Origin of the sequence: Kitasatospora sp. NPDC091207, from assembly GCF_044768625.1 — a bacterium.
Lineage (GTDB): Bacteria > Actinomycetota > Actinomycetes > Streptomycetales > Streptomycetaceae > Kitasatospora.
In genome coordinates, this window is the sequence record NZ_JBIVVS010000010.1 from 43,750 (window position 1) to 64,420 (window position 20,671).

Here is a 20,671-nt window from a genome sequence, read left to right on the forward strand (position 1 = left end):
GCCCCCGGCCCGGACGTGACCTCCGTCACATCCCCTTGAACCTCACACAGGTGTGAGCTCCTAGGGTCGTTCCCAGACGAACCGGACCACCTCAGGAGGGTCTCCCATGAACGCCGTCCACCCCGAGCCCGCCGCCGGCGGCAACGCGTACAACCGCGGTGTGATCACCGAGTTCCGGGCCTCGGCCGGCCGGGTCGGCGGCTCCTTCGCGGGCACCCCGCTGCTCCTGCTCACCACCTGGGGCCGCCGCAGCGGCGAGCCGCGCACCGCGCCGCTGGTCCATCTGACCGACGGCGGGGACCCCGTGGTCTTCGCCTCCAACGGCGGCGCCCCGGCCGACCCCGACTGGTACCGCAACCTGGCCGACCGCCCCGAGGTCACCGTCGAGCTCGGCGCCGAGCGCTACCCGGCCCTGGCCGTCACGGTGTCCGACGACGCCCGGTACGAGGCCCTGTGGGCCGCCCAGATCGCCGCCCAGCCGTCGTTCGCCGCCTTCCGGGCCCGGGCCGGCCGCGTCGTCCCGCTGGTGGAGCTGCGCCGCCTGGCCGGCTGACGCGGACGTGCCGGCGCCCCGGACTCCAGGGGAGTCCGGGGCGCCGGCAGGCGAGGGCCCGGGGTGTCAGATGTGGACGGCCGGGCCGGCCTCGGCGCTGCCGCGCCGGGCGAGCAGCCCGAGCAGGGCGGCGGCGAAGGCCACCACGGAGGCCACCGCGAAAGCGAGCGACATACCGCTGAGGAAGGACTGGTGGACGGCGCCGGCCATCGCGTCGACCACCTCCGCCGGGGTACCGGCCGGGGCGGGCGGGGCGAAGCCGAGCTGGGCCGCCTGCTTGAGGCCCTCGGCCTCGGCGCCCTGGACCGCCGGCAGGCCGGCGTCGGCCCACTTGCCGGGCAGCACGTCGCCGACCTTGGCGGCCATCAGCGCGCCCAGCGCGGCGGTGCCGAGGCTGCCGCCGACCTGCATCGCGGCCTGCTGGAGGCCGCCGGCCACCCCGGAGAGCTCCATCGGCGCGTTGCCGACGATCACCTCGGTGGCACCGACCATGACCGGGCTCATGCCCAGGCCCATCAGGATGAACCAGAGCGACATCACACCGGCGCCGGAGCCCTCGTCCAGGGTGGACATCCCGAACATCGCCACGGTGGTGATCAGCATGCCCGCCACGATCGGGATCCGCGGGCCGAGCCGGCCGATGGCCAGCCCCGCCACCGGCGAGCCGATGATCATCATGCCGGTCATCGGCAGCAGGTGGACGCCGGCCTCGACCGGCGACATCCCGTGGACGTTCTGCAGGTAGAAGGTCACGAAGAAGATCGCGCCGAAGAACGAGAAGGCCATCAGCACCATCAGCAGGGTGGCGGCCGACAGCGGGACCGAACGGAACAGGCTGAGCGGGATCAGCGGTTCGCGGGCGACCCGCTGCCAGAGCGCGAAAGCCGTCATCAGGACCAGCGCGCCGCCCAGGAAGAGCAGCGTGGAGGCGTCGCCCCAGCCCCACTCGGGCGCCTTGATGATGCCGAAGACCAGCCCGAACATCGCCAGCGAGAGCAGCACGATGCCGGGTACGTCGAAGGATTTGGCCGCCTTCTCGGCCCGGACGTCCCGCAGGATCCAGATGCCGAGGGCCAGCGTCAGCAGGCCGACCGGGATGTTGATGAAGAACACCGACTGCCAGCTGACGTGCTCGACCAGCAGACCGCCGACGATCGGACCGGCCGCCGAGGACGCGCCGATCACCCCGCCCCAGATGCCGATCGCCATGTTGAGCTTCTCGACCGGGAAGGCACCGCGCAGCAGGCCGAGCGCGGCCGGCTGGAGCAGCGCGCCGAACAGGCCCTGCAGCACGCGGCAGGCGATCACCGTCTGGATGTTGCCCGCGAAGGCGATCGCGGCCGAGGTGGCGGCGAAGCCGGCCGCGCCGACCAGGAAGGTCCGCTTGTGGCCGAAGCGGTCGCCGATCTTGCCGGCGGTGATCAGGAAGACCGCGAGGGCGAGCAGGTAACCGCTGGTCACCCACTGGATCTCGGAGGGCGCGGCCTTGAGGTCGGCCTGGATGACGGGGTTCGCGATCGCGACGATCGTGCCGTCCAGCGCGACCATCATCACGCCGACGGCGACGGTCAGCAGGGTCAGCCAGGGGTGCCCCTGCAGACCGCTCCCGGACGATGGCTCGGGCTGCGGCGGATCGTCCGCCTTGGCGCTCTTGACGACGGACTGGCTCATCTGGGGCCCTCCGGGGGCATGGCAGCGAACAGACGTGGTCGTGGCGCCCCGGCCCACCCGTCCCCACGAGTTACCCGGCCTGGCGGGCGCCACGCTCCCGCAGATTATGTCAGCTGCTGACATTTGGCAAACTCTGCCGTGTTACTGCGACTGACATGTGTCAGACCGCTAGAGTTGGACACCAGCCCCCTCCGCCTCGCCGTCCGGAAGGCCCCCGCCATGGCCGCTCAGCGCTCGCCCCTCGCCCCCGCCCCGGCCGTCCGGCCGGCCGGGGGCCCCGGCCTGCGCGAGCGCAAGAAGCGGCAGACCCGGGACGCCCTGATCGAGGCCGCCCACCGGCTCTTCTTCAGCCAGGGCTTCGCCGGGACGACCGTGGACGAGATCGCCGCCGCCGTCGACGTCTCGCAGCGCACGTTCTTCCGCTACTTCGCCAACAAGGACGAGGTCGCCCTCGCCGTCATGGCCGAGGCCGAGGACTACTTCATCGACCGGCTGCGGGCCCGCCCCGCCGGGGAGAACCCGCTCCAGGCGCTGCGCGCCGCGATCGTCGAGTCCTGGCGCGACCTCGGCGCCCGGCACCCGACCGGACCGAGCTCGGTGACCAGCGCGCTGGAACTGATGCGGATGATCGAGGACACCCCCACGCTGCTCGCCGCCCACCTGCGCCGGGTCACCGAGCAGGAGCGGGTGGTGGTCCAGGTGCTCGCGGCCCGCGAGGGCCTCGACCCGGCCGAGGACCTGCGCCCCGCCGTGATGGCCGCGGTCTTCGGCAGCGTGCTGCGCGCGGCCCACCTGTCCTGGAGCGCCGCGTGCGAGGAGTCCGGCCCGGAGGACATGATCGCGCTGATCACCCGTCACTTCGACCAGCTCGGCCCCGCCCTGGCCGGCGACTGGCGGCACTGAGGCCCGCCGGGCGGCACCGGGACCGCACCGGAGTCATACCGGGGTACTACGGCGAAGCCCGGTCCCCGGTCCGACGCCCGACGGCGCCGGCCGCCCTAGGCTGACGGGATGACCGATCAGCCCGCCGGGCCGGCCCGGGGCGGCCTGCTGCCCGGTCTGCTCGCCCCGCTCGCCCGCCCGTCCACCGACCACACCCCGCTGCTGGCCCACGCCGGGAGCCGCTGGCTCCGCTGGCTGCCGTACGTCCTCGCGCTCTCGGCGCTGTCCTCCCTGCTGCCCAGCGGGATCAACGTCCTGACGCACGACTACGGGCTCAACACCGGGCTCGCCGCGGCCCTCGCCGTCGCGCAGACCGCGCCGCTGCTGCTCGCGGTGAGCCGCCCGCTGCCCGCCTGGTGGATGATCGGCGCCGCCGACCTGCTGACCTCCCTGCTCGTCCTCGCCACCGGCCGGGACACCTCCTCCCCCTGGCCGTGGCCGGCCACCAGCCTGGTCGGCTACCTGCTGCTGATGCTGCCGCTGGCGCTGCGCGAGCGGCGGCGCACCCTGCTCTCCGTCTGGCTGGCCACCGGCGCCGCCAGCCTCGCGCTGTCGCTGCTCGGCCTCGGCGGCGGCTCCGGCTCGGACAACACCGTGCTGGCGGTGGCCCTGACCGGGGCCGTCCTGGTGCTCGGCGGGGCCCTGCGGGAACGGGCCGAGGCCCAGCGGCTGCTCACCGAACAGGAGCACATCAGCGAGGCCGAGCGCGAGCGCCGCACCCTGCTGGAGGAGCGCGCCCGGATCGCCCGCGAGCTGCACGACGTGGTCGCCCACCACATGTCCGTGATCGCCGTCCAGGCGGCCAGCGCCCCGTACCGGATCACCGGCGTCCCGCCCGAGGCGGCCGAGGAATTCACCGCCATCGCCGGCACCGCCCGTGACTCGCTGTCCGAGATGCGGCGGCTGCTGGGCGTGCTGCGCAGCGAGGACTCCGGCGCCGAGAAGGCACCGCAGCCCGGGATCGGGCAGCTGGCCCAGCTGGTCGAGACGGTCGGCCGGGCCGGCGTGCCGGCCGGGCTGGCCGTCCCGCCGGAGCTGGCCGACGCCCTGCCGCAGGCCGTCGACCTCTCCGTCTACCGGATCGTCCAGGAGGCGCTGGCCAACGTCGTCCGGCACGCGCCCGGCGCCGAGGCCTGGGTGTCCCTGGCCCTCGACGACGGGGCCCTGCTGGTCACCGTGGTGAACGGCGCCCCGCCCGGGCGCACCGAGTCGCTGGAGGCCGCCGCCGAGGGCACCGGCCACGGGCTGGTCGGGATGCGGGAACGCGTGCGGCTGCTGGATGGGAAGCTGGACACCGGCCCGCTGCCCGACGGCGGCTTCAAGGTGGCCGCCGTGCTGCCCTTCGACACCCCCCGGGAGACCACCGCATGACCATCCGCGTGATCATCGTCGACGACCAGGCGATGGTCCGGGCGGGCTTCGCCGCCCTGCTGGGCGTCCAGAGCGACATCGACGTGGTGGGCGACGCGGCGGACGGCGCGCAGGCCCTGGAGGTCTGCGGCCGCACCCATCCGGACGTCGTCCTGATGGACGTCCGGATGCCCGTCATGGACGGCCTGGAGGCGGCCCGCCGGCTGCTCGACCCGGCCGTCCCCGGCGCCCACCGCCCCAAGGTGCTGATGCTGACCACCTTCGACGTGGACGACTACGTGTACGAGGCGCTGCGGGCCGGGGCCAGCGGCTTCCTGCTCAAGGACGCGCCCCCGGCCGACCTGATCGCCGCCGTGCGGGTGGTCGCGGCCGGCGACGCCCTGCTCGCCCCCTCGGTGACCCGCCGACTGATCGAGGACTTCGCCCGGACCGGGCCGGTCCGGCGCCGCGACCCCAAGCTGCGGCTGAACGGCCTGACCCCGCGGGAGACCGAGGTGCTGGAGCTGATCGCCCGCGGCCTGTCCAACCAGGAGATCGCCGCCGGCCTGGTGCTCGCCGAACAGACCGTCAAGACCCACATCGGCCGGATCCTGGCCAAGCTCGACCTGCGCGACCGCGCCCAGGCGGTGGTGCTGGCCTACGAGTCCGGCCTGGTGACACCGGGTCAATGACCGCCCCGGCGGCCGGCCTCCCGCCGGGCCGGCCGGCATGCCCCCTCCTGATACCCGGGTAGCACCCGGGAGTTGGCCCCGCGGTGTGACGTCCGCGGGGCCGCCGCGTTTCTACCTTCCTCTCCGTCGACACCCGACGGACAAGGGAGAGCACGAACATGCGGCAGCCTCGCACCGACCACCGGCCCCGGCGCTTCGGACGCGCGGTCGCCGCCGCCGCGGTGGCCCTGGCCACCGTCCTGGGCGCCGGCGGCTGGGCCGCCGACACCCAGCGCGCGGTCACCGGGCCGCCCCCCGGCAGCGCCGCCTGGGTCGCCGACACCACGCTCGGCATCCGGCCGCCCGACCCGGCCACCGCCTCCCCGGCCGCGGTGGCCGCCTTCTTCGACCGGCTGCCGGCCGCCGGCCAGGACGCGCTGGCCGTCCGCCACCCGCTGGTGGTCGGCAACCTCGACGGCGCCCCCGTCCGCCTCCGCTACCGGGCCAACGCGCTGGCCCTGACCGAGGAGCGCGGGCGCGAACTCGCCCGCGCCGCCGACCCGGCGCTCACCCCGCGGGACCAGGCCGCCGCCCGCGGGCGCGCCGAGCGCTACCGCACCCTGCTCGACGGCGGACGGCAGATCCTCGCCTTCGACCCGCGCGGACGCGGCCAGGTCGCCGAGGTCCACGGGGACCTGACCGCCGCCGGCCGGACGGCCGTCGTCGTCCCCGGCTCGGACATCGACCTGCTCAGCTTCGACCGGCCCACCGACCCGTACGGCACCCCGGGCGGGATGGCCCGCGCGCTGTACGAGGCGACCGGCCGGCAGGCCGCCGTGATCGCCTGGGCCGGCTACACCACCCCGGTCGGCCTCGGCCCCGACGCCGCCACCGAGACCCTCGCCCGGGCCGGAGCACCGCGGCTCACCCGGCTGCTGGACGGACTCGCCGTCACCACCCGGCCGGCGGCGCCCGCCACGGTGTTCTGCCACAGCTACGGCTCGGTGGTCTGCGGCCTGGCCCGGCCCGGCCCCGAGCAGGCCGCCGGCCTGGTGGTGCTCGGCTCCCCCGGCATGGGCGTCGGCTCCGCCGCCGACCTCGACCCCCGGGTGCCGCTCTGGGCCACCGAGCGCAACGGCTCCGACTGGATCGGCAACGTGCCCAACGTCTCGCTCCTCGGCCTCGGCCACGGCGCCGACCCGACCGCCCCCGGCTTCGGCGCCCGCCCGCTGCCCGCCACCGGATCCCACGGCCACACCGGCTACTTCGCGCCCGGCACCGCCTCCCTGGCCGCCTTCGCCGCCCTCGCGCTCGGCCGCTGAACCAGCGCCCGCCCGCCGAACCCCGCCACCTCCCGAGGAGCAACGCCATGGCCCGACCGCTGACCGCCCTGCGCCGCGCCGCGCACCAGGTCGACACCCGTACCCCCGAGACCCGCGACCGCGCCCTGGACGGCCTGCGCGCCCTGGCGCTGCTCGCCGTCCCCGTCGGCCACTGGCTGCTCGGCGGCTTCACCCTCTCCGCCGACGGCGCGCTGCACAACGCCAGCCCGCTCGGCTCGCTCGGCTTCTTCGCGCCGGTCAGCTGGGTGCTCCAGATGCTCGGGGTGTTCTTCCTGGTCGGCGGCCACTCCTCGGCCCGCTCACTGGACCGGGCCCGCGCCCGGGGCGTCGGCTTCGCCGGCTGGCTGCGCGCCCGCTCGGTCCGGCTGCTGCGACCGGTCCTCGGGGTGGCGGCCGTCTGGGCGCTGCTGATCCCGGTGCTGGGCCGGCTCGGCGTCCCGGCCGACACCGTCCGGACCGGCTCGGTGCTGGTGGTGCAGCCGCTCTGGTACATCGGCGTCTATCTGGGGCTGACCGCGATGACCCCGCTGTGCGTGGCCGCCGCCCGGCGGCTGCGCGGCTGGTCGGCCGGTGTCCTGGTGGCCGTGGTCGGCACGGTGGACCTGCTGCGGTACGGCCCGTGGGCGGAGGCGGTGCCGTCCTGGACCGGGCTGCTGAACGTCCTGCCGGGCTGGCTCTTCGGCTACCAGTTGGGGGTGCTCTGGGCCCGCGGGCGGCTGGGCCGACCGGCCGCCCGGCTGCTGCTGTTCGGCGGCGGGGCCTTGTTCGCCGTACTGCTGCTGGTCTTCCACTACCCGGCCAGCATGGTCGGCGTGCCCGGCGCCGGGCGGACCAACTCGCACCCGCCGTCCCTGCTGGTCCTGGCCCTGGCGGCGGTGCAGTGCGGCGCGGCGGTACTGCTGCGGGAGCGGCTCGGCCGGCTGCTGCGGCGCCCGGCGCTCTGGCTGCCGGTGGTGGCGGTCAACCTCTCGGCGATGACGATCTTCTGCTGGCACCAGAGCGCGATGCTGGCCGTGGCGCTGCCCGGGGCGGCCGCCTTCGGCACCGTGCCGGGCCTGACCGGGGCGCCGGACTCGCTGGGCTGGGTGGCCGCCCGGGTGGCGCTGCTTCCGCTGTTCGGCGCTGTCCTGATCGCGATCGGGTGGTTCACCCGCCGGTTCGACGGCCCCTGGACGGCGTTCTCCCGGACTTGGAAGGCGATGGCCGGCGGCGCGGCGGCGCTGTTCGCCGCGTACGCCCTGGGCGTGCTCTGAGCCGGGAGCGGAGGCGGAGAACTGACGGGGCGTGAACCAATCGGGCGCACGCCCCGGCCAACGGCGACACGCGCCCACCGAAGCGATGCATCCGCATGCGAACCACCACGCGCCGTGATGTCCTGTGACCGTCGGCGACTGTCGGTACGCCCGTGCCCGCCCACGGCAGGCCGTCCGCGCTCCCGCCGGCCCTTCTCCCGACATCCCCCTCCGAGGAGTCCCATGTCCCTGTCCCCACCGCGGCCACGGCGCCGGCCGCGGGCCCCCCGCCGGCTGTCCGCCGTCGCCACCGCCGTCGTCTGCGCGCTGACCACCGGAACCGTGCTGACCGCCGTCACCCCGGCCGCCGCCCTGGTCCTCGCCCACGGCGGCACCCACGACGACGACCTGGCCCCGCACGTCACCTCGCCCCGGGTGCTGGCCGAGATGCGGGACGACGAGGTCGCGGCACTCGGCCAGGAGCACGCCGAGGAGCACGCCCGCATGCGGGCCGCCGTCCGCGGCGTCGGCGACTACCCGCAGACCACCCGGACCAACCGGCTCAAGGCGCTGACGGACTCCCAGACCACCACCAACGCCGGCTTCGACCCCACCGTCTTCGGCGCGTTCAACCAGTACTTCTCCTCGCCCGACTTCGGCGACCACATCGCCCTGCTGCCGACCGGCAAGGTGCTGGTGTTCTCGTTCGAACGGATCGAGACCAACCCGGAGAAGGAGCCCGCGCCGACCCAGACCACCGGCAAGGAGAACGCCGGCCGGGCCTTCCTCTGGGACCCGGCGAAGGGCTACGGCTCGGAGGCCTTCAAGCAGGTCACCCCGCCGATCGTCGACATGCCGGACGGACTGCACGAGCCCCGCCCCGCCCCGTTCTTCTGCTCCGGCCACTCGTTCCTGCCCAACGGCATGCTGGGCGTCTTCGGCGGGAACCTGGGCGGCAACGGCGGCACCGGCGCCAAGCTCTCGCTGGTCTTCGACCCGTGGACGGAGACCTGGACCAAGAACCCGGACATGTCGGTCGGACGCTGGTACCCGTCCGTGGTGACCGGCGCCGACGGCCGCCAGCTGATCATGTCCGGCCAGTCCGAGCTGGGCTGGGGCACCCCGACCCCGGTGGTCGAGCGCTTCCCCGCCAAGGGCTACCAGGTGCCGCTCCTGAAGACCGAGACGCCGAAGAACACCCCGGTGGACCGGTTCAAGGCGGACGCCCCGTTCAGCCTGGACTACCCGCACCTGTTCTCGCTCAACGACGGCAACATCTACGGCTTCGGCCGCCAGGCCAACGAGCAGTGGAAGTTCGACCCGGTCGCCGAGTCCCGCAGCGACCTGACCGCCCGCCCGGACGGCCGCAAGCGCAACTACGGCTCGGCCGTCCCCCTCCCCGGCGGCCCGAACGGCCCGGACTCCGCGCTGGTCCTCGGCGGCGACCGGGACAACCCGAGCACCCTGCGCTTCTCCAACGGCAGCTGGACCGCCGAGAAGTCGCGCGCGTTCGGCCGCACCCAGGACGACACCGTCCTGCTGCCCGACGGCAAGCTGCTGACCGTCAACGGCGCGTACGACATCCGCGACTACGGCAACGGCCCCTACAACCCGAACGCCGACCTCAAGTACCGCCAGATCGAGCTGCGCGACGCCCAGGGCAACTGGAAGCTCGGCCCGGTCCAGCGGCTCCCGCGCGGCTACCACTCCAACGCCGTGGTCCTGCCGGACGGACGCGTCATGGTGACCGGTGACGAGCTCCAGCAGATCGCCAACAACCCGGACATCAACGGCAGGGTGAGCGGCATCCCCGGCACGGCCGGCCCCGTCACCATGGACGGCACCATCGAGATCTACGAACCCGCCTACCTCCACCAGGGCAACCGCCCCTCGCTCGACCGGGCCCCCACCACGCCGGTCGGCTACGACAAGAAGTTCCTGGTCACCACGTCGACCCCGGAACGCGCCGCCAAGGCCGTCCTGCTGTCGCCGACCACCGCGACCCACTCGGTCAACACCAGCCAGCGCCACATCGAGCTGCGGCTCAGCAGCCGGGCCGGCAACCGGCTGGAGTTCCAGGCGCCGCCGGACGCCAAGGCCGCGCCGCCCGGCTGGTACATGCTCTTCCTGCTCAACGACCAGGGCGTGCCCAGCGTCGCCCAGTGGGTGCAGCTCAGCCCCTCGGCCTGACCCCGACCTCCCCCATTCACCCCACGGAGGAAACCATGGCAACGGATCTGAGACTGCGCCGGAGCGAGGAGATCCAGGGCGACATCGTCGCCGGCTTCAAGAAGGACAACGTCACCCTGCTGTTCCTCAAGTTCGAGGACGCGGCCAGGGCCCGCGACTGGCTGCGGGCGCTCGCCCCGCAGATCGCCACCACCCGCCAGGTCGCCGACTTCAACGCCGCGTTCAGCGAGGCGCGCAGGTCCTCGGGCGGCGACGACCCCAAGACCCTCAAGGCCACCTGGCTGGGCGTCAGCCTCACCTACGAGGGCATGCGCCAGCTCTCCGCCACCGACCCGTTCGCGCAGGACCCGCCGGTCGGCAGCGGCCTGGAGGCGTTCAAGGAGGGCTCGGCCAAGCGGGCCGGCGCGCTCGGCGACACCGGTGACAACTCCCCGGAGAACTGGCTCTTCGGCAACGGCCGGACCCAGGCCGTGCACGCGGTGCTGACGATCGCCTCGGACACCGAGCAGGACCTCGCCGCCGCCGTCACCGCCCAGCGCGAGGCGGCCGCCGAGGCGAGGATCGTCATCATCTTCCAGCAGAACGCCAAGACCCTGCTCGGCAGCCGGCGCGGCAAGGAGCACTTCGGCTTCAAGGACGGCATCAGCGAGCCCGGCGTGCGGTTCTTCGACCAGCCCGCCCCGGAGAACGAGGAGGAGGTCGAGGGCCACCCGGGCACCCGGATCATCCCGGCCGGTGAGTTCGTCGTCGGCGAGCAGCCCGCCCCCGGCAGCTTCACCGACTTCCCCGCGTGGGCCCGCGACGGCTCCTTCCAGGTCGTCCGCCGGCTCTCCCAGGACGTCCCCGGCTGGTGGTCCCAGGTCTCGGTCAAGCTGAAGGAGCTCAAGCAGGCCAAGGCCGTCCCGGACTCCGCCACCACCGAGTGGCTGGCCGCCCGGCTGGTCGGCCGCTGGCGCTCCGGCGCACCGGTCTGCAAGCACCAGGACCGCGACGTCCCGAACGACCCGACGGCCTCGTCGGACAACGACTTCGACTTCCGGGACGACCTGGAGGGCCTGGCCACCCCGCTCTTCTCGCACCTGCGCAAGTCCAGCCCGCGGGCCGGGCTGCAGGCCCCCGACCCCAGCCGCCCGCCGTTCGACGCCAAGGAGCTCGACGGCCGGCGGATCATGCGGCGCGGCGCGCCCTACGGCCACCCGTTCGACCCGGCCTCCGAGGGCCCCGGCGGGCCCGACGACCCGCGCGGCCTGCTCTTCGTCTGCTACCAGGCCGACATCGCCCGGCAGTTCGAGTTCATCCAGGCCGACTGGATCGACCAGCCGGACTTCCCGCCCGGCCGCAACCCGGTGCCCGGCAAGGACCCGGTGATCACCGGGGCCGACGACGTCGACTTCGAGAGCCGCGGCCCGGACGGCGCGATCAAGCACACCCCGCTGAGCTTCCAGCAGTTCGTGCAGACCCAGGGCTCGGTCTACGCCTTCGCGCCGTCCATCAGCACCCTCAAGGCCCTCGCCGACGGGCGGCTCACCGGCCAGTCCCAGGGCCGGCCGGGCGGCCAGGTCTCCCCGCAGCAGGGCAAGGGCTACCCGTGCGACGACTTCGTCGCCGTCCCGGACCAGTGGCGCCAGGGCGGGCAGAGCCAGTACTGGGCGTTCCACGGCGAGCAGCGCCGCCGGATCGCGGTCGAGGACGGCGCCTCGCACACCGACCGCCCGGTCGAGCGCGACGCCGCGCTGACCGACTGGCCCGGTCTGCAGGGCGTCGCGCGGATCGACTGCGTGCTGCCGATGCCCGATCTGCAGAACCCGTCCGGCAAGAGCTGGTACTGGGTCTTCCACAGCACCGGCGGACGCCAGCAGTACCGGGCCGTCTCGATCACCTGCGGCGGCGGGAGCCACACCACCGCCCTGGAGCGCCCCGACCGCGACCTCTCGGCCTGGGGTTCGCTGAGCGGCGTCGACCGGATGGACTGCTTCCTCGCGGTGCCCGACCAGCAGCGGGTCGGCGGCAAGAGCTGGTACTGGGCGTTCCACAGCACCGGCGGACGCCAGCAGTACCGGCTGATCTCGGTGGCGGACGGCGCCGCGCACACCGACGTCCGTGAGCGCACCGACCGCGAACTCACCCAGTGGGGTTCGCTGGGCGGCATCGCCAAGGTGGACTGCTTCCTCCCGGTGCCCGACCAGCAGCGGGTCGGCGGCAAGAGCGAGTACTGGGTGTTCCACGGCGAGGACTACCGCCGGATCTCGGTGGCCGACGGCAGCGGTCACCCGGACCGCAAGCTCGCCGACGACCGTCCGTGCAGCGCCTGGAACTCCCTGGCCTGAGCCGGCCGCCCGGCCCCCGTCCGCGACGCGACGGGGGCCCGGGTGTCGGTCCGTTGCCCTACGCTGCCGCCATGGTGACGTTCGATGAGTTCCGCGCGATGGCGCTCGCCCTGCCGGAGGCCGTGCAGCAGCCCACCTGGGAGATCGAGACCCTGCGGGTCCGCGCGAAGATCTTCGCGATGGGCGCGCCGGACGGCGGGAGCGTCAGCGTCAAGGCCTCCCACGAGGACCAGCGCGAGCTGCTCGCCGCCGAGCCCGAGGTGTTCTCGTACCCCCCGTACGTCGGCCGGCACGGCTGGGTGGGCGTACGGCTCGACCTCGTCGACCCGGAGGAACTGCGGGAGTTGCTGACCGAGGCCTGGCGGCGCGCCGCGCCGAAGCGCATGGTCAGGGAGTTCGACGCGACGCAGGCCCGGTGACGCCGGAAGGACACCGGAGGTTCATGTGATCCATCCCACAGTTTGCGCGGGCCCGACACCGCGCCGGGCCCCCTACGCTTACCCAGGGAAGTTGGCAGTCGTACCACCCTTCGGGCCCCGCCCGCAGAACGGTCACGGGCCCCTAGGGAGTTGACGCGATGCGCCGTCGGCGGTGGAAGCGTGTTCTGATCGGTGCCTTCGCGGGGTGCGCCGTGCTCGCCGATGCCGGCGCCGCCGCGGCCCAGGCCGCCGCCTCCACCGAGCAGCTGGCGATCTCCACGCCACCGGCCGGCAGCGCCGCGTGGGTCGAGGACCACTCCTTCGGCCGTACCCTGCCCGACCCGGGCAGCACGACGCCGGCCTCCGCCGCCGAGTTCTTCGCCTCGCTGGCGCCCACCGAGCTGGACCGGCTGATCCAGGACTACCCCCTGGTGGTCGGCAACTTCGACGGAGCCCCGGTCGAGCTGCGCTACCGCGCCAACCGGATCGCCCTCGCCGCCGAGCGGGACCGGGCCCGGGCCCGCGCCGCCGACCCGAAGCTGGACTCCGACCTGCGCGCGCTCGCCGTCTCCCGCGCCAACGACGTCGAGCACCTGCTCGCCCCCGAGCGCCAGGTGCTCGCCTTCGACCCGCGCGGTCGCGGCCTGGTCACCGAGGTCTGGGGCGACCTCGCGGACGCCGACCGGATCTCCGTCCTCGTGCCCGGATCCGACGCCGACCTCGGCCACTTCGACCAGACGGCCGAGCCGCTGCGCTCCCCCGCCGGGATGGCCCGCGCGCTGTACGCCGAGGAACGGCGGCAGTCGGCCGGCACCCGGACCGCGGTGATCGCCTGGACCGGCTACGTCACGCCCTCCGGTCTCGGCCCGGACGCCGTCACCTCCCGGCTCGCCGACGTCGGCGCGCCCCGGCTGGAGCGGCTGCTCGCCGGCCTCAAGGAGACCACCCGGCCGGACGTGCCGCCGTCGCTGCTCTGCCACTCCTACGGCTCGGTGGTCTGCGGCAACGCCGCCCCCGAGATCCCCCGGGCGGCCACCTCGCCGTCCGACACCTCCGGAGTCACCGACCTGATGGTGTTCGGCAGCCCCGGCATGGGCGTGCAGAGCACCGCCGAGCTGGGCACCGGCGTGCACGTCTGGGCCACCCGCAACGGCAGCGACTGGATCGGCAACGTGCCGTACCTGGAGGTGGGCGGGCTCGGTCACGGCGCCGACCCGACCTCGGCGGAGTTCGGCGCCGAGCAGATCTCCTCGGCCCGTTCCTCCGGCCACAACGGCTACTTCACCGAGGGCACCGACAGCCTGCACAACTTCGCGGCCATCTCGCTCGGCCACTACGAGGACGTGGTCCGGCCCACCCCCGAGGCCTGAGCCCGCCGCGGTCCGCCCGGGTCAGTGCGACGGGCCCTGGTCCTGGTACAGCCGGAGGGCTTCGGCGGCGGCCCGGGCCAGTTCCCGCCGGGCGGCCGGCGGCGAGAGCACCTCGGCGTCCGGACCGAAGGAGAGCAGCGCGCGGACGGCCGGCAGGGCCTGGAAGCCCATCGCGAGCTCGACCCACTCCTCCGGGGCCCCGGCACCCGACTCGGGCGGCGTCACGGTGAGCCGGCCGCCGTGGATCCGGACGAACAGGTCCAGCCGCCCGCGCCGCACCCGGACCTTCACCGGCACCTCCTTCGGCAGCCGCTCGACCTGCTCGCGCAGCACCGCCCAGACCTCGCCGAGCCCCAGCCCCGGGCGGCGGCGCACCGGCTCCTCGGTGGTCTCGGCCACCAGCACCCGGTCGGCCCGGAACAGCCGGGGCTCGCCCCGCAGATCGGCCACCAGGTACCAGACGGCGGCCTTGCTGACCAGGCCGTACGGGTCGACGGTGTACTCGACCGGGGCCGGCGTGCCGCTGTGCCGGTAGCGCAGCCGCAGCCGGCGGTCGGCGAACACGGCGTACTGCAGCTCGCCGAGGTCCGGCCCGGCCGGTGCGCCGGCCTGGAGCCAGCGGGCCGGGTCCACCAGGACGCGCTCGCTGATCCGCTCGGCGGCCGGGCGGTGCGGGGCGGGCAGCGCGGCCATCACCTTGCGCAGGGCCGAACCGAGCGCGCCGTCCAGCCCGAGGTCGCTGTGCGCGCCCTGGGCGGAGAGGACGAACAGGGCGCGGGCCTCGTCGGCGGTCAGCCCGCTGACGTCGGTGCGGTAACCGGGCAGCAGGGCGATCCCGCCGTGCCGGCCGCGTTCGGTGTAGACCGGGACGCCGGCCGAGGAGAGCGCCTCGACGTCGCGGTAGATGGTGCGGACCGACACCTCCAGGCGTTCGGCCAGTTCGGTGGCGGACACCTGGCCGCGGGTCTGGAGCAACAACAGGATCGAGAGCAGACGGTCGGCCTTCATGGGAGGAGGATTCCAAAAATCATGACGCCGGTTGTCAGGTTTTACCGGGAGATTGCCTCCTGAAAGCCGAACACCTACGCGTCGATGGAGCCGAATCCGCATGGACACCACCCAGGACCCCCGCCCGCTGTACCTGCTCGCGCTCGGACAGCTGGAGAAGCTGATCGCCGAGGTGACCCCGGAGGCGCTCGGACGCCCCACCCCGTGCACCGCGTACGACCTGCGGCAGCTGCTCAGCCACGTGGTCGGCGGCGTACACCGGCTCGCCTACATCGGCGAGGGCGGCCGCGCCGAGGACGTCGTGGCGGCCACCGACGAACTGGCCGACGACGCCTGGCCGGCCGCCCTCGGCCGGGCCCGCGCCCGGGCCGTCGCCGCCTGGGCGGACGACGCGAAGCTGGACCGGCCGGCCGTCGCGCCCTGGGGCGAGGTGCCCGGCCGGGCCGCGCTGGGCGGCTACGTCATGGAGGCGGTCACCCACTCCTGGGACATCGCGCAGGCCCTCGGCAGCCGCCTCGCGCTGGACGAGCGGCTGGCGCTGACCGCGCTGTCGATCGCCGAGGCCGTGCTGGATCCCGAGCACCGCGGCGGTCCGGTCCCGTTCGGCGCGGTGCGGCCCGCGCCGGCCGGTGCCGACGCCTACACCCGGCTGGCGGCCTGGCTGGGCCGCGAGGTCTGAGCCCCCGCCGCCGGGAGGGGGCGCCCCCTCCCGGCGGCCCGCCCACGGCCGGTCCGGCGTTTCGCGGCTACTCGCGGCCGACCGAGGTGAACGCCATGTCCGGGTAGCGGTCGCCCACCACCCGGCCGGCGACCGGCTCCAGCACGGCCAGCTCCTCGGCGGTGAGCCGCAGCGTCACGGCGGCGGTGTTCTCGGCCAGCCGTTCGCGCCTGCGGGTCCCCGGGATCGGCACGACCGTCAGGCCGTGCACCTCGGCCCGCTGGTGCGCCCAGGCCAGCGCCACCTGCGCGGCGGTGGCCCCGCGCGCCGCCGCGATCTCCCGCAGCGGCTCGACCAGGGCCCCGTTGGCCACCGCGTTGGCGCCGCTGAACCGCGGCTGGGTCCGGCGGGCGTCGTCCGCGGTCAGCTCCTCCGCCGCGGCGAACGAACCGGTCAGGAAGCCGCGCCCGAGCGGGGAGTACGGCACGAAGGCGACGCCCAGCTCGGCGGCGGCCGCGACCGCCGAACGCTCGACGTCCCGGGCGAAGACCGACCACTCGGACTGCAGGGCGGCGATCGGATGCACCGCGCAGGCCTCCCGCAGCTCGGCCCCGGTCACCTCGGAGAGACCGAGGTACCGCACCTTGCCCGCCGCCACCAAGGCGGCCATCGCGCCGACCGACTCGGCGATCGGCACCGCCGGGTCCCGCCGGTGCATGTAGTAGACGTCGATCACGTCCAGCCCGAGGCGGCGCAGCGAGCCGTCCACCGCGGCCCGGATGTACGCCGGGTCGTTGCGGACACCCCGGTAGGCCGGGTCGTCCGCCCGGCGCTCGACGCCGAACTTGGTGGCGAGGACCACCCGGTCCCGGTGGGCGCGGACGAAGGGGCCGATCAACTCCTCGTTGCGGCCGGCGCCGTACTGGTCGGCGGTGTCGAGGAAGGTGACACCTGCCTCCAGGGCGGCGTCCAGGGTGGCGAGTGCCTCGGCGGTGTCGGTCGGGCCGTAGAACTCGCTCATGCCCATGCAGCCGAGGCCCTGGGCGCCGACGACCGGTCCGTCCCGGCCGAGCCGGACGGTGGGGAGGGCGGGGTGGGTCATGCGCTCTGCTTCCTTCTCTGCGGGCCGTCCACCGGGTCGCCGCCGTCCGCCGGGTCGTCGCGGTCGGCGATCTTCCCGGCGTACAGGTCGATCTTGTAGTCGATGACGGCGAGGGTGGCGTGCAGGTCGGCGATCCGCTGCCGGACCTCCTCGCGGTGGGCGAGCAGCAGGTCGCGCCGGTCCTCCATGGTCCGCTCGCCCCGGCGGGCCAGCTCCACGTACCGGAGCATGTCGGCGACGGTCATGCCGGTCAGCCGCAGCCGGCCGAGGAAGGCCAGCCGGTGCAGGTCGGCGTCGCGGTAGCGGCGCTGGCCGGAGGCGGAGCGGTCGACCGGGTCGAGCAGACCGATCCGCTCGTACCAGCGCAGGGTGTGGGCGGTCAGTCCGCTGGCCGCCGCCACCTCGCTGATGGTGTGCCGAGGGGTCCGGTCCGGCTCGCCGACCGGCGTGTTGAAGACGTCGGAGCAGGTCCGCAGGTCGACGTGGATCGGTGCGAGCGTTGCCATGATCGGTACCCCCAGTGGTTCGCGGTGACGACGACGCTAGTGAGTTGGAGTGCACTCCAAGCAAGCCTGCCATCCGGGTACTCCCGGCACCGGGATCCGGCCGCCCGTTAGAGTCGGCGCCATGGAGAGCTTGCGGATGATCGAGACCTGGCCGGTGCCCAACGCCGCGGCGGTGGTGGTGCGGGGCGCGGACGGCGCGGTCCTGGGCGGGCACGGCCCGCGGCAGCACCTGTTCCCGCTGGCGTCGGTGACCAAGCTGCTCACCTCCTACGCCGTCCTGGTCGCGGTCGAGGAGGGCGTCTTCGAGCTGGACGACCCGGCCGGGCCGGCCGGCTCGACCGTCCGCCACCTGCTGGCGCACACCTCGGGCCTGGCCTTCGACGAACACCGGGTGATGGCCGAGCCGGGCAACCGCCGGCTCTACTCCAACGCCGGCTTCGACGTGCTGGCGCAGACCCTCCAGCAGGCCTCGGGCATCGAGTTCGGCCGCTACGCCGCCGAGGCCGTGTTCGAGCCGCTCGGGATGAACGCGACGCTGATCAACACCGCCCACAAGTCCCCCGCCGGCGCCGGCGGCCTCTCCACCGCGGCGGACCTCGCGCTGTTCGCGGCCGAGCTGCAGTCGCCCAAGCTGCTGGACCCGAGCACCCTGCGCGCGGCCACCCGCGAGGTCGCCTTCCCCGGGACGGGCGGTGTGCTGCCCGGCTTCGGCCACCGCCGGCCGAACGACTGGGGCCTCGGCTTCGAGATCCGGGACGGCAAGGCGCCGCACTGGACGGGCACCACCAACTCCCCCGCCACCTTCGGCCACTTCGGCCAGTCCGGCACCTTCCTCTGGGTGGACCCGGAGGCCGGGGTGGCCTGCGTCGCGCTCACCGACCGGGACTTCGGGCCGTGGGCCGCCGAGGTCTGGCCGGTCCTGGGCGACGCGGTCCTGGCCGAACTGCGCGGCTGAGCCCGGCGGGCGGGCCGCCCGGGGCCCGCCCTCAGCCGTACGAGACCGGCGAGTGCATCTCCCAGAGCAGCAGGCGGGCGCCGTCCGCGCCGGCCGTCGGGTCGGCGAAGGCCTCGCCGGTGATCCGGACACTGTCGCCGGGCGCCATCGAGCGGCCGCCGCCCTGCGGACCCGGCACCGTCCGGTAGCCCAGCGAACCGGCCGTCAGATGCGCGTACCGCCAGGCGGCGGCGGGGAGCCGGGGCAGCGGCTGCCAGGGGTCGGCGGCCACCAGCCAGAGCGCGGCGTCACTCCGGCGCAGCCGCAGGGCGTCCGACCCGGCGTCCCGCTCCAGCCCGGAGGCGAGCAGCGTCAACCCGCCGTCCGCCGGTTCCACCCGGCGCAGCCCGTACACCGGGGGCGCGTCGAACACGTCCGGCTGGAGCCACATCTGGACGAAGCGGACCGGCCCGTCGGCGCCGCCGACGTTGCGCTCGGTGTGGGTGACCCCGGAGCCCGCGCCCAGGTACTGGAGCATGCCGGGGCGGACCACCCCGCTGTGGCCCCGGGAGTCCCGGTGCGCCAGCGCGCCCTCCAGGACCCAGGTGAGGATCTCGGTGTCCCGGTGCTTGTGCTCCTCGAACCCCGCCCCGGGCGCGAGCAGTTCCTCGTTGCAGGCGAGCAGCGCGCCGAAGTGGGTGTTCTTCGGGTCGTAGTGGCCCGCGAAGGAGAACGCGTGTCTGGTCTCGATGCCCTCGGCCGGGGTGGAGCGGTAGCGCTCGGCGGTGCGGCGCAGGTCGGCGCGGGGGCGGGCGGGAGCGTCGGTCACGGGCCCCACGGTAGCGCGGACCGAGGTCCGCTCCGGGGTGCGGCGGCCCCCGGGGCGGCCGCCCGCACCCGCGCCGGAGGTCCCCGCGGCCGGCCCCTCCGGCCGCCGGGTGTGACGGTCGCCACCGTGCCGCTCCGCCGGGGGGCGTGCACGAGCAGTCACTCCGGTGAGGCAGTCTTGTCCTTGTGCCAGCCGCCTCCGCGAACTCCAAGAACGATCCGACCGCCAAGCCCGACAAGAACGGGAAGGGCCCGACGCCCGGCTCCGGCCGGGACCGGCCCGGCCGGGCGGCGCCACGCCTGACCGCGCAGGAGCGCAGACTCTCCGCCGAGCGGGCCGAACGGCGGGTCGCGACGCTCAAGCGGCTGGAGAAGTCCTCGGGCAAGCTGGCCACCGCCGCGATCGCGCGGATGGACGACCAGCTCGGCTGGTACCGGCGGATGCCGCCGGAGCACCGCTCCTGGATCGGCCTGGTCGCCCAGGCCGGCATCGCCGCCTTCACCGAGTGGTACCGCCACCCGGACGCCCCGCAGGCGATCTCCACCGACGTCTTCGGCACCGCGCCGCGCGAGCTGACCCGGGCGATCACGCTGCGCCAGACCGTCGAACTGATCCGCACCACCATCGAGGTGATGGAGGAGGCCATCGAGGAGGTGGCCTCCCCCGGCGACGAGGCGGACATGCGCGAGTCGGTCCTGGTCTACGCCCGGGAGATCGCCTTCGCCACCGCCCAGGTGTACGCCCAGGCCGCCGAGGCGCGCGGGGCCTGGGACGCCCGGCTGGAGGCACTGGTCGTCAACTCGCTGCTCTCCGGCGACGCCGACGAGGGGGTGCTCTCGCGGGCCGCCGCGCTCGGCTGGGGCCAGCCGAGCCAGGTCCGGGTGGTGATGGGCAGTGCCCCGGACGGCGACAGCGAACTGGTGGTGGAGGCGATCCGGCGGGCCGCCCGCTACGCCAAACTGCACGTCCTGACCGGGGTGCTGGGCAAGCGCCTGGTGGTGGTGGTCGGCGGCGAGAAGGAACCGGTGCACGCGGCCCGGGCCCTGATCGGCCAGTTCGCGCCGGGCCCGGTGGTGGTCGGCCCGACCGTCCCCGACCTGCTGTCGGCGACCCGCTCGGCGCACGCCGCCGCCGCCGGCCTGCGGGCCTGCGCCGCCTGGCCGGACGCCCCGCGCCCGGCGCTGGCCGACGACCTGCTGCCCGAGCGGGCGCTCGCCGGGGACCAGGCGGCCCGCCGTCAGCTGGTGGAGGAGATCTACACACCACTCGACGAGGCCGGTTCGGCACTGTTGGAGACCTTGAGTGTCTATCTGGAGCAGGCCTCCTCCCTGGAGGGAGCCGCCCGGATGCTCTTCGTTCACCCCAACACGGTGCGCTACCGGCTCCGACGTGTGACAGACGTCACGGGCTACGCTCCCTCCGATGTACGTTCGGCCTTCACGCTGCGTATCGCACTGGCGCTGGGCCGACTCGCCGCGGCCGGGGAGCAGAGTTGACCCCGATGTAGGGATCTGACAATCCCGGATGCTTTTCTTCGTTACCGTCGCCTACCCGCCCCCGGGCGCC

General features: G+C 74.5%; 18 protein-coding genes. 13 read left to right on the top strand and 5 right to left on the bottom strand.

Annotated features, from left to right (window positions below):
- Positions 1-106: 106 nt before the first annotated feature.
- Positions 107-553: a nitroreductase/quinone reductase family protein gene (locus tag ACIQTO_RS18475; RefSeq protein ID WP_402388752.1), complete on the top strand. Its 447-nt coding sequence runs from the start codon at positions 107-109 to the stop codon at positions 551-553.
- 66 nt (positions 554-619) lie between these two features.
- On the opposite strand, the gene ACIQTO_RS18480 is transcribed toward ACIQTO_RS18475, so the two are convergent.
- A complete protein-coding gene (locus ACIQTO_RS18480; RefSeq protein WP_402388755.1) occupies positions 620-2,224 on the bottom strand; it encodes an MFS transporter in 1,605 nt (534 codons plus the stop codon).
- Positions 2,225-2,398: 174 nt separating this feature from the next.
- Between ACIQTO_RS18480 and ACIQTO_RS18485 the strand changes: the two genes are divergently transcribed.
- The 9 genes from ACIQTO_RS18485 to ACIQTO_RS18525 all read left to right on the top strand — a co-directional run bounded on the left by ACIQTO_RS18485 (position 2,399) and on the right by ACIQTO_RS18525 (position 14,068).
- A complete protein-coding gene (locus ACIQTO_RS18485; protein ID WP_402388758.1) occupies positions 2,399-3,127 on the top strand; it encodes a TetR/AcrR family transcriptional regulator in 729 nt (242 codons plus the stop codon).
- 108 nt (positions 3,128-3,235) lie between these two features.
- Positions 3,236-4,537: a sensor histidine kinase gene (locus ACIQTO_RS18490; protein WP_402388760.1), complete on the top strand. Its 1,302-nt coding sequence runs from the start codon at positions 3,236-3,238 to the stop codon at positions 4,535-4,537.
- A complete protein-coding gene (locus tag ACIQTO_RS18495) occupies positions 4,534-5,208 on the top strand; it encodes a response regulator (RefSeq protein WP_402388763.1) in 675 nt (224 codons plus the stop codon). The genes ACIQTO_RS18490 and ACIQTO_RS18495 overlap by 4 nt, the downstream gene beginning before the upstream one ends.
- 158 nt (positions 5,209-5,366) lie before the next feature.
- Positions 5,367-6,509 (top strand): alpha/beta hydrolase, encoded by a 1,143-nt coding sequence (locus tag ACIQTO_RS18500; RefSeq protein WP_402388765.1) that lies wholly within the window; start codon positions 5,367-5,369, stop codon positions 6,507-6,509.
- Between the two features lie 47 nt (positions 6,510-6,556).
- The gene (locus tag ACIQTO_RS18505; RefSeq protein ID WP_402388767.1) at positions 6,557-7,783 is read left to right on the top strand and encodes an acyltransferase; all 1,227 of its coding nucleotides are present in this window, start codon (positions 6,557-6,559) and stop codon (positions 7,781-7,783) included.
- A 222-nt stretch (positions 7,784-8,005) separates the two neighbouring features.
- Positions 8,006-9,952: a galactose oxidase-like domain-containing protein gene (locus ACIQTO_RS18510; RefSeq protein WP_402388769.1), complete on the top strand. Its 1,947-nt coding sequence runs from the start codon at positions 8,006-8,008 to the stop codon at positions 9,950-9,952.
- A gap of 35 nt (positions 9,953-9,987) precedes the next feature.
- Positions 9,988-12,279, top strand: a complete 2,292-nt coding sequence (locus ACIQTO_RS18515) for a Dyp-type peroxidase (protein WP_402388772.1) — start codon at positions 9,988-9,990, stop codon at positions 12,277-12,279.
- Between the two features lie 71 nt (positions 12,280-12,350).
- Entirely contained in the window at positions 12,351-12,698 is a 348-nt protein-coding gene (locus tag ACIQTO_RS18520; RefSeq protein ID WP_402388775.1) for an MmcQ/YjbR family DNA-binding protein, read from the top strand.
- A gap of 158 nt (positions 12,699-12,856) precedes the next feature.
- Positions 12,857-14,068, top strand: a complete 1,212-nt coding sequence (locus ACIQTO_RS18525; RefSeq protein WP_402388778.1) for an alpha/beta hydrolase — start codon at positions 12,857-12,859, stop codon at positions 14,066-14,068.
- A gap of 21 nt (positions 14,069-14,089) precedes the next feature.
- Here ACIQTO_RS18525 and ACIQTO_RS18530 read toward each other — a convergent pair whose 3' ends face one another.
- Positions 14,090-15,076, bottom strand: coding sequence for a helix-turn-helix transcriptional regulator (locus tag ACIQTO_RS18530; protein ID WP_402388780.1), 987 nt, complete (start codon positions 15,074-15,076; stop codon positions 14,090-14,092).
- 100 nt (positions 15,077-15,176) lie between these two features.
- Between ACIQTO_RS18530 and ACIQTO_RS18535 the strand changes: the two genes are divergently transcribed.
- Positions 15,177-15,755, top strand: a complete 579-nt coding sequence (locus ACIQTO_RS18535; protein ID WP_402388783.1) for a TIGR03086 family metal-binding protein — start codon at positions 15,177-15,179, stop codon at positions 15,753-15,755.
- A 67-nt stretch (positions 15,756-15,822) separates the two neighbouring features.
- Here ACIQTO_RS18535 and ACIQTO_RS18540 read toward each other — a convergent pair whose 3' ends face one another.
- Complete coding sequence (locus tag ACIQTO_RS18540) at positions 15,823-16,836, bottom strand: aldo/keto reductase (protein ID WP_402388785.1); 1,014 nt, start codon at positions 16,834-16,836, stop codon at positions 15,823-15,825.
- Entirely contained in the window at positions 16,833-17,342 is a 510-nt protein-coding gene (locus tag ACIQTO_RS18545) for a MerR family transcriptional regulator (protein ID WP_402388788.1), read from the bottom strand. Before ACIQTO_RS18545 ends, ACIQTO_RS18540 begins: the two co-directional genes overlap by 4 nt.
- Positions 17,343-17,463: 121 nt before the next feature.
- Between ACIQTO_RS18545 and ACIQTO_RS18550 the strand changes: the two genes are divergently transcribed.
- Positions 17,464-18,297, top strand: coding sequence for a serine hydrolase domain-containing protein (locus ACIQTO_RS18550; RefSeq protein WP_402388791.1), 834 nt, complete (start codon positions 17,464-17,466; stop codon positions 18,295-18,297).
- Positions 18,298-18,328: 31 nt separating this feature from the next.
- On the opposite strand, the gene ACIQTO_RS18555 is transcribed toward ACIQTO_RS18550, so the two are convergent.
- Positions 18,329-19,105, bottom strand: a complete 777-nt coding sequence (locus tag ACIQTO_RS18555) for a pirin family protein (protein ID WP_402388793.1) — start codon at positions 19,103-19,105, stop codon at positions 18,329-18,331.
- Positions 19,106-19,404: 299 nt separating this feature from the next.
- Between ACIQTO_RS18555 and ACIQTO_RS18560 the strand changes: the two genes are divergently transcribed.
- Positions 19,405-20,601: a PucR family transcriptional regulator gene (locus ACIQTO_RS18560; protein WP_380571187.1), complete on the top strand. Its 1,197-nt coding sequence runs from the start codon at positions 19,405-19,407 to the stop codon at positions 20,599-20,601.
- Positions 20,602-20,671 lie beyond the last annotated feature (70 nt).